Origin of the sequence: Endozoicomonas gorgoniicola (assembly GCF_025562715.2) — a bacterium.
Classification (GTDB): domain Bacteria; phylum Pseudomonadota; class Gammaproteobacteria; order Pseudomonadales; family Endozoicomonadaceae; genus Endozoicomonas_A; species Endozoicomonas_A gorgoniicola.
Window position 1 is genome coordinate 3,472,482 of sequence record NZ_JAPFCC010000001.1, and the last position, 16,834, is coordinate 3,489,315.

Consider the following 16,834-nt stretch of genomic DNA (forward strand, 5'->3'; position numbering starts at 1 on the left):
TTGACCGGTTACCAGCAATGACACTGCCTCTGTCAATAGCTGGTAACCAATTCGTCTTGTATGGCATTTGTCGGATAGCAGGGCATATTCGCTGGATAAAGAATCTGCAAAACAATGATTATTGTCTGCCGCTGGCCTCAGCCATGACCATCACAGAAGTGGTAGCAGCGGGTGATTTTCAGCCCTCATGGAATGATCCGCCCTATTGGCAATACATGCGCCCCCTGATTGGTGGACTGGTGATTTATTACAGCTATTCGGTCGGCAACGATCTGGGAATTCCATTTTTATCTATTGTACCAGTGGCCTTTCTGGCCCACCTGGGTGGTGAGGCAATGGCAAGAGCGATTGACAGACTGGCAGCCTCTCTGATTTCGGGGCAAACAAACAGCCCGGATAATAAAACGATGGCCAGTAGCCTTGCACAGTCATCCCAGCTTTCTTTAACAACAAGCATTATTCTGGGAGGGCTTATTTGTGAGGTGGCTGACAAAACAGGATTTGGTATTAGTAATCCTTTGATTGTTTTTGTTCCGGGCTTTGCAGCAATGGAATCCTTTATGTTCAAGATGGCTCCCCTGGACGAATTCCATTCTACTGCAAACCTGTCTGCCCGGGCTAAGGGAGCTATCATTGCCTTCCTAGCTACAGCTTCAGCGCTTGCCACATGTACGGGGTTAAATAAAATTCAGCAGGCTCTCGGTGCCACAACCCCTTCTGAAGATCTGGCCAGGATAATTTCCGGATTCGGGGCCATAACAGCGGCTGGTTCCGTAGCCATAATTGATGCTTCAGCCAGAACAACAATGGGTGCCGGGACATTGGCAAAAACTGTAATCACCACAGCGACCGTTGCCATGACTGCCACACTCACCGCCAAGGTTATAGCCAGATTTGGGGCAAACAACGGTGTATCAGCCACCCCATTCTTCACCCGTTTCGGTAAGGCAAGCTTTACGGCATTAACTTTTGCCCTGTTCAGCAGCCTTGCCAATTATGCGGTCTATGAGTTGCCTGTTGGAAAGACTTTATCAGATATTAATAAAACATTGTGGATGAATTTTTACGTGCCTTTAGAGTATCTGAATTCTCTATTTCGGTAATTTCCCCACTATAACCGAAGCTGCCAGTTTTTTATTCAAGACGTGAAACAGCGTCCTGAAGAACTTGCAGCAACTCGGGGTCGTAGCCTTGACTATCCTTGCCTATCAGCAAGTTCTGAAGCTCAGCCAAACCGATTCTGTCAGGGTAGTTATCTAAAATAAACTTAACAATTTCAGTCCTGTTATTCCTTACGGCTGCACAAAATAACGACATGGTGCTTGAACGAGGTTTTGTGTTGAGTAATTCAGGTTTTTTATTAATAATTTCTTTAAATTTCTCAAGTTCACCCATAGCACAAAATACACGAGCACTATCTGCTTCGCTTAATCCCGCTTTCCAATCCAGCTCAGCACTGAACATGGGTCGTTTGATACAAAGGCCAACAACTTTCTCTGCAATATAAGCGGGTGGCTTTGAGTCAATCAGTAACCATGGATTGAATAGTGATTCTTTTAACCAGATTCCTTTCTGATAGAACAGGACAGCTGGCAATATAAAAAAGAAGAGCCTTCCGTTCCCGTCCAGAATGGGATGGCGCCTTTGTATTTCACAACATACACTCACAACCTCCTCAATTATTTCCAGCATTTTATTTTTATCCGTTACGGATTTGTAATAATTTTTTAGTAACTCATCACAATCCGCCTGTTTATTTTTGCTTTTGTATTGAAGTACGAATGAAAGCCAGTTTTCGTCTGTACATTTTCCTTTAAAAGTGAATTTAAAGTAGGGAAGTGCTTCATCATGCTCTGGTACATTTTTTTGTATGTCTTCAATAGAAAAATCATTATTCCCATTTTTTTTCATTTCATCTTCAAAGAAATTATTCAAAAGACATTTAAAATCACTATCAGACAAATTGCTTTCATTGTATATTCGCCCCTTTTTTAACATATCTAGAAAGAAAGCATTGTCTTCATTTTTATTGATACTCACTGGATAACAGCTAACTGGACAGCAGACTGCTGAGCCAATAATTCCAGCAGCCTTATTAAGCAAAGCCATATTAATTTCTCTATCAGGCTGCATTGTTAATTCGTTAATTAAAAACATAAAAGCACTACAGCACCGATCCAGGTAGCCCACTTCATCATTTAAAGAAAACCAGCCTACATTACCTTGACGACGTACTCCTTCTATCATGAGATGGTGCATTGATGTATAAAAGGGTTCTGTTGATGTGCATTCTGCTCCTTTTTGCTCCCAATGACTAAAAACTGCTTTCTGTTTTAAGTAGACAGAAGCGCTTTTAAAAAAATCATCGATTATTTTTTTATGGAACTCACTGTAGATATGGCTTTCGTTAAATCTTTTCACAACGAGTTTCAATATTTGATCCTTTTCCTCACTGTTCAACGCCTCATCACTCAGTAAACACGTCAGTGTCTTTGATGCAAACCGACAAAAATAACGGCCTTGACTTTCAGGACTCAAGTAAGGAAACAGACCATAGGTTGAATAGGAATTTAAAGGTTCCGCTGTTTTAATCAAAGCATTGAAGTAACCAAACAAGTCATTGGCTTTTTCAATAACCTTCTCTGAGTATTTACAAGTGGACGATTCTACAGGTGTTTTTGCCCCGCTAGTCGTGGATACAGACGCTCCCTGAAAGGTTGCCTGCCCTGACATTCCGGATGACTGATCAATCGGACTGCGAGGAATAATAGCCGGAACGGAGAGTCCCCGCACTTCCGTAGAATGGCCGGAGACAGAACATTTCTCATCGTCGCCGTCGGACTCCGAATGTTCTACTGGCTCCTTAGGCCTTATCATTGCTGATTGACAAGAACTGTCACGGTTAGAATTAATCATATTTGTTACTCCTGCGGAAGTACCTGGACACAGGGTTCTCTGGTGGAGCATCCCTTGTTTGAGTGGGCAGTGCCGTTTTGTTGCCTGGTAATATGGGCTTGCCTCTGGCTTTTACCGGACATCATTAAATGGCCGCTTTCGTTTCAATGAAATACGTGGAATAGCGTTCTGGATAACGTCTACCAGTTCGGCTTCATAGTTCTTGGAATAATAAGAGTTCAGCAAATTATGCAGTATATTCTGGCTCGTTTTTTCAGGGTAGTTCTCCAAAATAAACTTAACAATTTCAGTCCTGTTATTCATTGCAGCTGCCTCTAATAAATACATATTACTTGTCCTGAGTTTTGCATTGAGTAACTCAGGTTTTCTATTAATAATTTCTTTAAATTCTTCAAGTTCACCCATAAAACAAAATACACGGGCTCTTTCTTCTTCGTTTAATCCAGCTTTCCAGTCCAGCGGACTACTGAAAACAGGACGCTTGATACAAAGGTCAACCAGCTTAGCAGCAATATAACCGGGCGGTTTTGAGTCAATCAGTAGCCATGGGTCATAAAGTGTTTCTTTTAACCAAATACCTTTCTGATAGAGCAGGACGGATGATAATATAAAAAAGTAGAGCCTTCCGTTTCCATCTCCAATTGGGTGTCTCCTTTGTATTTCACAACATACACTCACAACCTCCTCTATTATCTCCAGCATTTCATTTTTATCCGCTACAGATTTGTAATAATTTTTTAGTAACTCATCACAATCTGCCTGTTTATCTTTACTTTTGTATTCCATTTCGAATGTAAGCGATTCTCTGTCTATATTGTTACTGCTTTCTTTAAAAGTGAATTCGAAGTATGGAGGCTGACTATTATATTCAGGTTCATTTTTCAATATATCATCAATGCAAAAATAACTACTGCCATTTTTTTTCATTTCTTCTTCAAAAAAAATACTCAACAAGCTTTTAAAATCTTTATCAGATAAATCACTTTTATTGTATAATCGTCCTTTCTTTAACAGTTCAGCAAAGAAAGTATTGTCTTCACTTTTATTGACATTTACAGGATAATGGTTTTCGTTAACACATACTAAAGAGCCAATAATTCCAGCGGCTTTATTAAGTAAAGCCATATTGACTTCTATATCAGGATGCATTGTTAATTCATTGATCAAAAACATGAAAGCACTGCAACAGCGATCCAGGTAGCCAACTTCGTTATTAAAACAAAACCAGCTCGTATCATCTTCATGCTTATCTCCTTCGGTCATAAGCTTATGCATCGACGTATAAAAAGTAGCTGTTGATGTGCATCCTGCCCCTTTCGATTCCCAATTGTTAAAAACAGCTTTTTGTTTTAAGTAGATAAAAACACCTTCAAAAAAATCATTGATCATCTTTTTCTGAAAGTCACTGTAGTTAGAGCTCTCATTAAATCTTTTCACAACGAGCCTCATTGTTTGATCCTTTTCCTCGCCGTTTAACCCCTCATCACTCAGTAAGCAAGTCAGTTTCTTTGATACCACCCCACAAACCAGACTACCTGGCCATTCAGGACATAAGTAAGGAAACAAACCATCGGTAGAGTAGGAACTTAGAGCTAATACTTCAATTTCAGTCAATTTATGGAGGCAATCAAACAAGTCGTTGGCTTTTTCAATAACCTTCTCTGAGTATTTACAAGTGGACGATTCTACAGGTGTTTTTGCCCCGTCAATCGTGGATACAGACGCTCGCTGAACGGTTGCCTGCCCTGGCATTCCGGATGGCTGATGAACCGGACTGCGAGGAATAATAGCCGGAACGGAGAGTCCCCGCACTTCCGTAGAATGGCCGGAGACAGAACATTTCTCACCGCCGGGCTCCGAATGTTCTACTGGCTCCTCAGGCCTTACCGTTATTGCCTGAAAGTGACTGCCACAGTCAGAATTAATCATATTTGTGACTCCTGTAGATGCGTTATTGCATAGTACAAACGGAAGCCACTGAAGTTAAAAACAAAGGGGTTAGCAAGGCTAACAAAATGCCGACGACAGTCCCGCCCCCTTACCGGAGTACGCATAATATACTGTTACTGAATGGTGGTTTTTCAGGCATTATCACCCACAAACGACGTTTACTATAGAGATTGCACCGTGTCTGAAAACAAGGACTATTCTGGCTTCAATGCCGCTTTGATGGCATTTTCAGTCTGGGGGCTGATCCCCCTTTATTTCAAACTACTTGCCCATGTTCCTCCCTTAGAAGTACTTGGACACAGGGTACTCTGGTCCACTATTCTGCTGTTCGGCCTGTTGGCAGCAAAACGACAGATGTCCCAATTTATGGACATTCTGAAAAATCCGAAGACGATGGCATGGTTGTCACTGTCTGCCATTCTGGTGGCCACAAACTGGTTAACCTTTATCTGGGCTGTCAGTAATAACCGCCTGCTGGAAACAACGCTTGGATACTTTATTAACCCATTGGTCAGTGTTTTTCTGGGCTTTGTTTTCCTGGGTGAACGCCTGAAAAAAGCTCAATTGCTGGCTGTTTCTCTGGCAACCATTGCCGTTGTGATCCAAACCGTTATGCTGGGCACTATCCCCTGGGTTGCGCTTACGGTTGCCTGCAGCTTTGGCACTTACGGACTGGTTCGAAAAAGAACCGTGGTCGCTGCGGCACCGGGACTGGCCTTTGAAACCCTGTTTCTATTACCGCTAACCCTGGTGTATTTTGCAGTAAGCTATCAGTCTGGAAACTACCACTTCCGTATGGACGATCTGAACACCTCTGCACTACTTAGCCTGGCTGGACTTGCAACAACCTTCCCACTGATCTGCTTCAATATAGCGGCCAAAAAACTACCCCTGTCGACCCTTGGCCTGATGCAGTACATTATTCCCTCCATGTCATTCCTGATTGGTGTATTTTTATTTAAAGAACCTTTCACAAGTGCGCAGCTGATCTGCTTTGGACTGATCTGGGTGGCACTGGTGATCTTCAGTACCGACAGTCTGCGGAAGTATCACCGGGCTAAACCTGAAATCATCCGTTGAGAACCCGTTTCAGACGACAGAGACAGATAAAAGAAGTGGCAGTGAAGCTCAGGATGGATGGGGAATTTGATGGTATTTTCTCAACTGCCTGTTCTTAGTTTTTACAGTACATGCCTTAAAATTTTGCCCAAACCCGATTTAGGCAGAGTGTTCCTGAACTCGACAAGCGAAGGCACTTTATAGGCTGTCAGATACTTTTGGCAGAAATGAATGATGTCTTCCACAGAGAGAACCATGCCACTTTTTTTTACAACGTATAATTTAATCGCCTCCCCGCTTTTTTCACTGGGTACGCCTACGGCAACAGCTTCGGAAATATATGGATGCTTTAAAGCGACTGTTTCAACCTCGGCAAGATGAATTTTAAATCCGGATACATTCACCACATCATTCTTGCGATTGACAATTCTGATGTAATCATCCTCACATAACTGAACCATGTCTCCAGTCAAAAGCCAGTTATCGTCACTGATGACTTTTTTTGTTTCTTTTTTTTTCTGCCAGTACCCTTTCATAACTTGGGGTCCCCGGATCACCAGTTCGCCAACCGAGCCATGAGGAACATCTTCCCCATTGTTATCAACAATCCGAAAACAAGTTCCTCTGAGTGCTATACCTACCGTACCTGGATAGAGGTTGTCAGGAGGGTTCATTGAAATCACAGGGGAGGCCTCAGTCATTCCATAGCACTCGACTGGCACACACCCGGTAATACTTTGCCAACGTTCTGCGATATCAGCAGGCAGAGGCATGCCACCGGACAATGTTATCTTTAAGTGAGAAAAGTCCAAACCAGTAAAATCATCACTTTGACAAAGCTGATTGAAGAGCGTGGCAAGGCCAACCAGACCCGTTACATTAAACCGTTTAAATATGTTCACGACAGCATGGGTATCTCCCGGCTTATCAATAAGCAGGCTGTGGCCACCCGCCGCTATCAATAACATGCAGTGCTTTGAAAAGCCGTAAATATGGTATAAAGGCAAAGGCGCAACAAATTTTTCTGAACCAAAATCAATGATTTCACTCAGGTGGTAAAGCATTTGCTGAGTATTCGAAACGATATTCCGATGTGTCAACATTGCTCCTTTTGGTACTCCTGTCGTGCCACTCGTGTATTGCAGCATCAGTACGTCGGAAGGATCTGCTTTATCGGGTGTAAAAGGTCGCTTATAACGCAAGGCCAATACGTTATGGAAATACACAGGGCCGGGTATAGCAGGAGGAAAAGTTAATTTTTCAGATGAACAGGAAAAAGAATGCTCTGCCTGTTGAGAGCTTAACGGGCAAGGGCTAAGTTCATCAACAATAACTGTAAGCCTGACATCAGTACCAGTACTGATACGCGTAAAAGAATTAATGCCGTTCACTGACGTTACCAAACCTCTGGCCCCGGAGTCTTTTAACTGACGCTCCAGTTCCGGCGCAGTGTACCTCGGGTTGATGTTGACAAGTATCATTCCGGCACGGAGTACACCAAAAACAGCCACAGGGTAGTACAGAGTATTGCTGAGCTGGACAGCAACCCGATCTGAAGCATTAAGATCTGGACACTCTTGTAAAAACTGGGCAAAACAGGCACTGAGGCGATCAACATCACCATAAGTTAGTGTCTGCTCCCGAAAGGTAAAAGCAGGATTATCCCGGAAACGGGAAAAGGAGACCTCGAGCAATTCCGGAAAAGTATCTACAGTCAGCATGTTTGCTCGCTCATGTCTCTAAATGACTGGCTGGGAATAGCGGCTACAATAGGGGAGCCTTTTTTTGGTCAGGCTTATTTAGGGTACCCAACCAGATACGTATGCCATCCTATAAACTGATAGGTACCTGCCTCCCATTCGTAGTGAGCTGAACCTTCAATAGCATTCACCATCTCCAACAACTCCGATACTGTGTAGCAACGCAACACAGAGACAAAAGAGTCCCATGTAATCAATAAAGGCATTAAAGGAATAAGATAGGTGTAAAAAAGACGTTTCCAGGAAAATGGCTTTATAAAAGGGGTTACCAATAGAGTAATAATTGGCATAAAAATGACAAAAGCGGCTGAGAGCCAGTCTCGCCTCAAACATTCGAAAATGATAATTGACTGTCCCTGATTGACCGCATCCTTCAGAATAGCTCTGGCCTCATAAGGTTTAAAATGATGAAAACTGTTAAGCAGGGTACGAATGCCTTTTAGACTGGGAGGAACAGCTAAAGCGTCAACAGGTTCCTGATGGTAAAACATATTCTGTGGCCATTCGATTGCACATGAGATAGTTTTGTCTGCAAACTTATCAGTTAGTATTACTTCGACCGGGTGTTTCATTTCACTTTCAAGCTGTTTTTGAAGGTGATGCCACCCCCCTCCTCCTCCTGAGCAAAGATCAATTATTTTTTTATTACGGTTCGCTTTAATTACTTGCACAATTAAAGCCAGCTTTGGTTTGTAAGGTTTACTCCAATTCATAACCTCTCGAATAAAATCAGTGATCATATGGCGAAAAACCGACGGACATTGAGGTATGTCTGTGAATTCAAAAAGATGTACTCTCTTCATCACAAAAAGCTTCCGAAGCAAAGTTATGAAAAAATGGTTTGCGACGATTCATCATGAAGTAAACATGATGCATCTGCACTTTTCCATCTCGAAGGCGGCTGCCCGACAGCCACACTGCCCCATCGCAAAACCATGGCACGGCAACTGGAGACACTGCCCACTGAATAAATTAAAATAAGATCATCTTCATAAACCTTTCTTTCATAAAGTGCGTGATAAAGATTCACGGCAGGCAGTACAGGGCCTATGTTTCCATATAATGGATAAGTATTCAGCGTTTTGTCATAATCGAGTCCTAAATATCGAACACAATAAGCGGGATACCAGGCTAAAGGGCTACTGAACAAGCAAAATTTTATATCTTCCAACGCCACTTCAGACTGCTGTAATGCAGAGTTTACACAAGCCTCAAAGATTTTTCCCATCGTTGCACCGAGGTGTTCACGAGCACTCTTACCTACTCTCAAACGACGGTATATTTTCCCGTCGACGGGCTCTAAATCAAACCGGACGGCACCGTACGTGTGGCCAGTATGAACTCCATGAGTTCCCATCAACTCCGTGGATTCATTATCTGATACGATAACGCAGGCCGCCGCAGCATCTCCGACCCCCCAGCTTAACGGAGAGGCCAAGTCCACTGTTTTCGAGTATCCGCAAGAGGCTACAACCAATATGCTCTGATATTGCCCTGACTGAATCAACCGATGAGCTGTGATAAATGCGACCGCCCAGCCTGAGCAGGCACTTTCAATATTCCAGGCGTCACCTTTAGAACCTATGTCTGCAGCGATAAGTGATGCGTTTCCGATAACCGCCTCGTCAGGGGGGAAGGTGGCACATAATACAAGATCAATGTCGTCTGGTGATAAGTTTGCCAACTCGATTGCCTCAGCGGCAGCTTTTTTTTCTAGTGTTATCAGTTTTTCATCAGGTGGCAGGAAGCGACGAAATTTGGCCCCACGAAAGGGATCTTGCATGTAAGGAGCCATTTCTGCTTCAAACTCATTCAAGCATCTATCAGGAACATCACCAGACTTCCACATCCAGTTATTTTGCTCCGCCGTTTTAACCGTTTGCGGGTAATTCTGAAGCCAGAAGTCATTCGAAATTTCTTTATCAGGCATAGATATTGTAAATGACAAGGTTCTACTTCCAAACATAACAGCGTTCTCACAAAATTAAATCACGACTCTGCTTTACGGAGACTCTCAATTCGACTTAAAAGGGAGGGACTCATGGCAAGATCAATCTTTACGTCTAACACAAAAGGTTCTTTGGCTCTCATGGCTTCTTTGATTGAATCAGATATACTGTCCGCGCCTGTAATGGTTAGGCCGTTTCCACCCTGTGCTCTGGCCATTGCAACAAAATCCACTTCGTCGAAATCCATTTCTTCATCAATAAGACCTAACTGGGAAAATCCCGATCTGCAGATTCCGTACCCTGCATCATTCAGAACAATCCAAACGACAGGTACTTTATATTTAACGGCTGTCGTTACTTCGTTATGCATCAGGAAAGATCCATCACCAACAACAGCAACTGTTTTCTTCTGCAGTGCCAGGGCTGCCCCAACAACGCCAGCACTAAAGTGACCCATTGCCCCGAAAAAAGAGCTGGTTCTGTAGCGGCGGGGCTCAGAAAAACGAAGGTGGTGGTTCATCCAGAGAAAAGCATTGCCACATTCACTCATTATGAGGGCATCACTGCCATCGACTATCTCTTTTTGTATCGTTGACATCAATCGCAGTGGGCTTACTCTGGCAGGTGAAGCTGATGCCTCTGGTGAGGAAGAACGTGCTGTGTTTACCATCGTATAATTGGTAACAGACGCAATTTTACGACTTTCAAACCATGATGGCTCAAGACGATCCATCAGCATTTGCAAAAAAAGAGCGATTTCAGACTGAATCGCCACTGTCTGACATTGAGGAAAAGCACTGCCCAATACCTCTCGGTCAATGTCTACCTGAATAAAGCCCTGACCAGGCAGCATTCGGTGATCCCAGAAAGAGGTCGCCTCACCAAGGCGGGAACCCAGCACCAGCACCCAGTCAGGTCGTTCATTGACCATATAGTCAATGACGGATTCGTGTCCGCCAATGCCCGTTACGCCAAGATATAAAGGATCATTTTCAGGAAAAATCCCTTTTGCTCTGCAGGAGCTGAAGACTCTGGCTCCGGTCATTCTGGCGAGGCGAATGCACAGTTCCGTATCATTGACTGCTCCGTAACCAAGCCAAATGGCAAAAGTTTCATCCCGGAGCCTGGCTGCACACTGTTCAATCATGGAAGCACTGGCGCAAATGGCGGGTGCTGGCCCATAGTCTTGTTGCCATTGCGTTGAATCAACTTCAATTGATGCTGTTTGTATAGAAGCCGGGAGAGAGATGCGAGCAATAAATCCACCCGGCCCACTCAGCCCGGCAGCCAGACGATGAAAAATAACTGCCAGCTCTTCAGGTGACTCAACCTGCACAGACAGGTCAAATAGCCCGCCACCCGAAAGCAGCCCTGAACAGGGGTAGGTAAAGTGACTGGTTTCCTGGATAGGCCATTTTCCACGCTGGTCAGGACTACTTGCCGCTGACAGCATAACCACTTTGGCTCCCTCCCATTTAGCCGCACAGATACCAGTCAGTGCATTCAGCAGTCCGGGGCCGGTAGTGGTAAAAACAACGGTTGGTTTGCCTTCAGAGAAATACGCTTCTGTCGCCGCAAATCCAGCACCACTTTCATGACGGAACTGGTGGAGCTTTATAGCGCTCTTAATAATACTGTTGTAAAAATAGGCAATGCCTCCACCCACAATACCAAAAGCTCGTCTGACCCCCATACTATGCAGCTGTTCAACAACAAAATCGCTCACATTCATTACAGCGCCTCTTTAGCTTCAACTGTCTGATGAACACCTATGATATTTAAAACACTATTCACAACAGTGATTTTATCACTTATGGAGTATCCGGGCGTTCATTTTACGCAGGCAAACTCCAATGTCGGTTCTTAATAAAAGTCAGCACCGCATGAAGCTCTCCATCGAGAGCCCGGTCTTCCTCTAAAAAAGGACTTACAGTACGGACTGACTCAAGGACACCCTGAATATCCGGGCTGATTTGCTCCAGAGATAACTCTTTCTGGCGAAACCTCAGCTCCAAACCCTGACAGCATACAAGAAGAGAGGCACTGGCCACTTGCTCGGTCAGCTGTAAAACTCTCAGGCAGTCCCGCGCAGCAATCGTTCCCATACTAACCTTATCCTGATTGTGGCATTCCGTTGAGCGGGAAAACGCGCTGGCTGGCATGGTTTGTTTGAGAGCCTCAGCGGTCCAGGCTGAAACAGCGATCTGAACGGCCTTAAATCCGTGATTAACAGCAGCACGTTCACCTTGAGCGCCTTTGAGGTTTGCGGGCAACCCATGATTCAACTTGGGGTCAACCATTTGTGCAACCTGCCGATCCAGTAAATCAGCAATATTCGCCATTACACTTTTCAGAGTGTCCATCGCCAGAGCAATATGACCTCCGTAAAAATTTCCGCCATTAAACAATTCTCCCGTATCAAGAGATACGACAGGGTTATCACAAACGCTATTAAGCTCTGTTTCAATCAACTGTCTGAGCCAGGGAAGAGTATCTTCCAGTGTACCAATGACATGGGGAGCACATCGAATGGAATACCGATCCTGAAGGCGATTGAGATTTTTTTCAGGCACACCACATCTGAGGTCATTGCGCAGCCACCGGGCTACTTTCCGCTGCCCCGGATGAGGTTTGATCTGAAACAGGAAATCATCAAAATGATGAGCATTGCCCAAGGTGACCAGAAGAGCCATAGCACTCAACATGGCTGATAACCTCGACAGGTAGCTGGCTCGCTGAAAAGCCATGCAGGCAAGCCCTGTCATAACAGCGGTGCCATTCATTATGGCAAGAGACTCTTTAGTCGAAAGAATCAGGGGCGTTATGCCCAACGCCTGAAAAACGTCTGTTGTCTTTTTTATTTCCCCATCATAAATAACCTCTCTTTCACCACAAAGCACGGCTGCCACATAAGACATAGGGGTTAAGTCACCACTGGCACCAACAGAGCCTTCTTCCGGGATTAGGGGTACAACACCACTATTGAGCAAACACTCTATTTTTTCCAACACCTCCATACGCACTGCAGAATGGCCGTATGACAAGGAGACCATCAACACAGTAAGGATCGAGCGAGCTGTTTGGGCGTCAAAAAAGGCACCCATGCCACAGCCATGATAAGTATACAGATGCACTGGCAGGTCATTGAAAAGATGCACAGGTACAAGCTCGTTACAAGAATCGCCTAGTCCGGTATTGACTCCGTAAACGAACTGCCCATCAGAGAGAAGCTGACCAAAAAGTACCCTGCCTCTCTCTATGCGTGAAATGAACTGTTCGTCAGAGCTCAGGTTCAGTGTTTCTTCGCCTTTAGCAATCTGTTCAACAGCCTCAATACTCAAAGGTGTGCCATCAATAATAATCACAGTATCACCACCAGCTAAATCGATTCTTCTTAACTTGTACAATAACCATCATCAGATTCTTCAGACTCAGACTCAGACTCATCAGACTCTTCCGAACCAAGAAGCGCTCTTAAGAGAGGAGTACCTGTAACTGCACACCCATTACCTCTATTCTTTTGTTCCCCCAGAATGCACCTGAATCTCGCAATGTAAACTATTGGAATATCCTTATTGGCTTCCATAAATGCGGTCATTGCTTCTTTCGTATTGAGCAACCCTGCAGAAAAAGCAGATCGTAGTCGCTTATAGTAATCTTCTTCATTCAAGTTTATATATAAGTCATGCCTAAACTTCTTTATTGGAGGTTCATCATCATCTTCATCATCATCATCATCATCTCTATTCCTGCGTCCGTTACAATTCAATACTGAATCGCTTGTGGTAATGAAAATGCTGACAACTGGTTGCTGATTGAAAGAAGATTGTACGTCATTCAAAAAAGAAGCCTTTAAAGATAAGGCTTTAGTATTGGCGGTTATTGTAGATAAATCAAAACGTTTTTTAGAGAAAACCTGTTCCGCCAGACTCTGCTCATACAAACGTCCACCTGATAACAAGATGTCTTTACTATCTGAACTTTCATTTAAAAAGCCTATTATAATATTGTCACATACAAGAAAAATGGGCGCTATTGACAAGAGAAGTCGAAAAGAACCTGATGTTAATCCAATTTCGATTTCATTTCCTGAAGCATCAAGAGCCGCCAGAATCAAAAGTAATGAAAATATCGAAGACCTTAACAGACCAAAAGACATGATTTCTTATCCTCAAGCTTATTAAACTTTTTAGTTGAATTTGCTGATAAGGAAGATAACCGATAGAAAGTTTATATTCACAACGCTACTTAAATCATAAGAACAATATAGTAGATATTTTTGAGTCCGCTAACTTTCTTGTTACTCATCAAAATCCATAATAAGACCAGTCACAGAAAAGCAAATTTCCAGTTAAATACCAGATAAAGAGTTCTTCACTGGTTCACTTTTGTAGTAGCGGTCTGTTCCAGCATCTCATCACTAAATGAACGACTATGTTCATGTAAAACAAGAGCAGTCGGCGTCAACTGGTGCAACAGCCGCAACCCGTCAGTCAATTCTGATCTCTCAGCCTAAAAGCATTGGCAAATTCATCGCTTTAAGCGATGATGCGCTTCTGCCATCACCTATTAAACACTGATTCACTTATGACGCTTACACACAGCCAGTCTACACAAGCTTTGCTAACCATTGCCGCAGTGGTCGTTATTCTTGCGGGCATCCGCCTCAGCAGCGATATTATTTCACCGCTGTTGCTGGCTTACTTTATTTCGATGATGCTAAATCCTGTTATCAGCGGACTGGAAAGACTGTATCTGCCAAGAGCTCTGGGAGTTTTGCTGGTGATTTCACTGCTGGTGCTGCTCTGTGCGTCACTGATGGGAATGGCAGGTCATGCTGCCCAGGAGTTTTCCAGAGTTCTGCCGGGTTATCGTCAGGACCTGCTGGAAATGATCACGCGTTTTCAGGGGTCGTTGCTGAAAAGAGGCATCACTGTGGATTTCAGCACTCTGTTTAATACCCTTGATACTCAGTGGCTGTTTAATCTTGCCACCTCGCTTTTTTCCCGCATGAGCAGTGTCACCAGTTACGTCGTGGTGATCTTACTGACCGTAGTATTCATGCTGTTCGAGGTGCCTCTGCTGCAAGGCAAACTTCAGCGTGCGCTGCCCGACCCGGAGCGGCAACTTCTGGATGTTGAACGTTTTGTTTCCAGCGTCAATCGTTATGTGGTTCTGAAGTCCATCCTCAGTGCCATCACCGGTCTGTCCGTGGCAGTAATGTTGCAGATGAAAGGGGTTCAATTCTACGTGCTGGCCGGACTGGTGGCATTTTTTCTTAACTTCATTCCCAATATTGGTTCTATAATCGCCGCCATACCGGGCATCCTTATCACCCTGCTGCAACAGAGCCCCGGCGACGCTGCGCTGGTCGCAGCCGGTTATGTCGCTATCAATATGGTGATCGGCAACCTTGTGGAGCCGAGGGTTCTGGGCAAAGGGCTTGGGCTGTCATCCCTGGTCGTTTTTCTGTCACTGGTATTCTGGGGCTGGCTGTTGGGGCCCATTGGTATGCTACTCTCTGTCCCTCTGACCATGTGTATAAAAATTCTGTTGGAGTCGTCTCACCACAATGGCCTTGCACAATTACTGGGGGCGGGTGACGATATAAGTAATCTTCAAGAGGCATAAGCTATGCAGCAGGATCATCAGGAACAGCAATGGCTTGACTGGGTAGAACAACTGAGAGCCATTGCCCAGAACGGGCTGGCTTATGCTGATGGGCATTTTGATATCGAACGCTACCACCAGCTACAAACAATCGCCCATGATATGACAGCTCACCTCAGTGGTGCCCCCAGGTCTAAAGTTGATCAATACTTTGTCGGAGAAAATGGTTACACCACCCCCAAGCTGGATATACGGGCTGGCGTGTTCAAAGACGACAAAATTCTTCTGGTGAGAGAACGTTCCGATGGTTGCTGGGCATTGCCCGGAGGTTGGGCAGATGTCTGCGAATCACCCGCCCAGGGTGCTGAGCGGGAAACTCTGGAAGAGTCCGGGTATATCGTCAAAGCGGTGAAGCTGGCTGCCGTACGGGATACCCATCGCCACCCCTATCATCCACGCAATGCCCACCATCTTCTGAAACTGCTGTTTCTCTGTGAACTTCAGGGCGGAGAGCCAAAAGAAAACATCGAAATTTCCGAGATTGATTTTTTCGATGTTAAACAGCTGCCGCCCCTCTCTCAGGGCAGAACCATTGCTGAAGATGTTGCCCTGATGGTAAGGCATAAAGAGCACCCGGAACTGCCAACAGAATTTGACTAAAAAGCAGCGTTAAAACTGACAAGCTTTTAAATAAATTTCATCTATCCTGAAGCCCACCTGTAATATTTTAATAAGGTGGGCTTCTTGAAAAACAAAAATTTTAATAAAAACACCATAAAGGTGCTGCTTATTTTTCTGCTGCTTTGGCAGACTGAATTGTGGGCAGGCTTTAGGCGGATTGATGAGACTCAAATTGAATATGATGACCCTAATGAATTCAAGAAAATTTTAATTAAATTTGATGGCTATGTACCAGCTGCCATTCTTGCGAACAAAGCAAAAGAAGACGCTGAATCAGCTGCATCATCAGTTGCATTAAAGTATCAGGGAAAAACCTTGACTGTTCGTGCCAGAGGTAGCAAATTCACGTTTGCTGTTATACCTAAAATTTATACGATTGAGGCCATAAGGTTTCACAATGGAGATACTGGGTTCCTTATACATACAAGGGATAACAGGCATTTCCTGATTCTGGATATTATGATAAGACAGAGATTAGCGCTTGCTATACCTCCACATCATCCAATGCAGCAATTCACTCAACAAGGCTTTCAGGGATTATATGAAACAGGGGCTTTACCAGTTGATACATCAAGTTATTATATGTCTTTTAATCATAATCCGGATTTACTACCCACAGTATTACAGAGTCTCCGTGAGTCAGGAATCCACACCACCGAAAGAGATCTTGATATTCGCTTGAGTTACACTGTACAAGTTCATCAAAACGTCGAATGGCATCCCTCTGAGAACCGTTTTGAGCTTCCTGGTCTTGACTCTTCCAGAGATCCTGACAGCTTCAGGTATACAAGATTAGAAACACAAGCTCTACAGTAACATCATACTTCATTTTCATTAGCAAAAATCAGCCGGGAGTTATCTGACATCCCCATCCTCATAAGAGGCAGCTGAGCATATTGGCGCTCAGCT

The 16,834-nt window shown here is 44.2% G+C and carries 14 protein-coding genes; 6 read left to right on the top strand and 8 right to left on the bottom strand.

Annotated elements, in window-relative coordinates:
• Positions 1–17: 17 nt before the first annotated feature.
• Positions 18–1,103, top strand: coding sequence for a hypothetical protein (locus tag NX722_RS15995; RefSeq protein ID WP_262563827.1), 1,086 nt, complete (start codon positions 18–20; stop codon positions 1,101–1,103).
• Between the two features lie 31 nt (positions 1,104–1,134).
• Here NX722_RS15995 and NX722_RS16000 read toward each other — a convergent pair whose 3' ends face one another.
• Positions 1,135–2,916 (bottom strand): hypothetical protein, encoded by a 1,782-nt coding sequence (locus NX722_RS16000; RefSeq protein WP_262563828.1) that lies wholly within the window; start codon positions 2,914–2,916, stop codon positions 1,135–1,137.
• Positions 2,917–3,027: 111 nt separating this feature from the next.
• On the bottom strand, positions 3,028–4,845 hold the full coding sequence (locus tag NX722_RS16005; RefSeq protein ID WP_262563829.1) for a hypothetical protein: 1,818 nt from the start codon (positions 4,843–4,845) through the stop codon (positions 3,028–3,030).
• 198 nt (positions 4,846–5,043) lie between these two features.
• On the opposite strand from NX722_RS16005, the gene rarD reads away from it, so the two are divergent.
• The gene (gene rarD / locus NX722_RS16010; RefSeq protein WP_262563830.1) at positions 5,044–5,946 is read left to right on the top strand and encodes an EamA family transporter RarD; all 903 of its coding nucleotides are present in this window, start codon (positions 5,044–5,046) and stop codon (positions 5,944–5,946) included.
• A gap of 101 nt (positions 5,947–6,047) precedes the next feature.
• On the opposite strand, the gene NX722_RS16015 is transcribed toward rarD, so the two are convergent.
• The 6 genes from NX722_RS16015 to NX722_RS16040 form a co-directional block, all read right to left on the bottom strand.
• Positions 6,048–7,646, bottom strand: a complete 1,599-nt coding sequence (locus NX722_RS16015; protein ID WP_262563831.1) for an AMP-binding protein — start codon at positions 7,644–7,646, stop codon at positions 6,048–6,050.
• Positions 7,647–7,720: 74 nt separating this feature from the next.
• Complete coding sequence (locus tag NX722_RS16020) at positions 7,721–8,488, bottom strand: hypothetical protein (protein ID WP_262563832.1); 768 nt, start codon at positions 8,486–8,488, stop codon at positions 7,721–7,723.
• Between the two features lie 23 nt (positions 8,489–8,511).
• Positions 8,512–9,615 carry a 3-oxoacyl-ACP synthase III family protein gene (locus NX722_RS16025; RefSeq protein ID WP_262563833.1) on the bottom strand — a complete coding sequence of 368 codons (1,104 nt, stop codon included), beginning with the start codon at positions 9,613–9,615 and terminating at the stop codon, positions 8,512–8,514.
• Between the two features lie 59 nt (positions 9,616–9,674).
• Positions 9,675–11,366, bottom strand: a complete 1,692-nt coding sequence (locus tag NX722_RS16030) for a thiamine pyrophosphate-binding protein (RefSeq protein WP_262563835.1) — start codon at positions 11,364–11,366, stop codon at positions 9,675–9,677.
• A gap of 103 nt (positions 11,367–11,469) precedes the next feature.
• Entirely contained in the window at positions 11,470–12,999 is a 1,530-nt protein-coding gene (locus tag NX722_RS16035) for an HAL/PAL/TAL family ammonia-lyase (protein ID WP_262563836.1), read from the bottom strand.
• A 29-nt stretch (positions 13,000–13,028) separates the two neighbouring features.
• Positions 13,029–13,793 (bottom strand): hypothetical protein, encoded by a 765-nt coding sequence (locus NX722_RS16040; RefSeq protein ID WP_262563837.1) that lies wholly within the window; start codon positions 13,791–13,793, stop codon positions 13,029–13,031.
• A 265-nt stretch (positions 13,794–14,058) separates the two neighbouring features.
• Here NX722_RS16040 and NX722_RS16045 point away from each other — a divergent pair, with 265 nt between their 5' ends.
• The 4 genes from NX722_RS16045 to NX722_RS16060 all read left to right on the top strand — a co-directional run bounded on the left by NX722_RS16045 (position 14,059) and on the right by NX722_RS16060 (position 16,741).
• A complete protein-coding gene (locus NX722_RS16045; protein WP_262563838.1) occupies positions 14,059–14,214 on the top strand; it encodes a hypothetical protein in 156 nt (51 codons plus the stop codon).
• Between the two features lie 7 nt (positions 14,215–14,221).
• The gene (locus tag NX722_RS16050; protein ID WP_262563839.1) at positions 14,222–15,265 is read left to right on the top strand and encodes an AI-2E family transporter; all 1,044 of its coding nucleotides are present in this window, start codon (positions 14,222–14,224) and stop codon (positions 15,263–15,265) included.
• A gap of 3 nt (positions 15,266–15,268) precedes the next feature.
• Complete coding sequence (locus NX722_RS16055; RefSeq protein WP_262563840.1) at positions 15,269–15,904, top strand: NUDIX hydrolase; 636 nt, start codon at positions 15,269–15,271, stop codon at positions 15,902–15,904.
• Positions 15,905–15,988: 84 nt separating this feature from the next.
• Entirely contained in the window at positions 15,989–16,741 is a 753-nt protein-coding gene (locus NX722_RS16060; RefSeq protein ID WP_262563841.1) for a hypothetical protein, read from the top strand.
• Positions 16,742–16,834 lie beyond the last annotated feature (93 nt).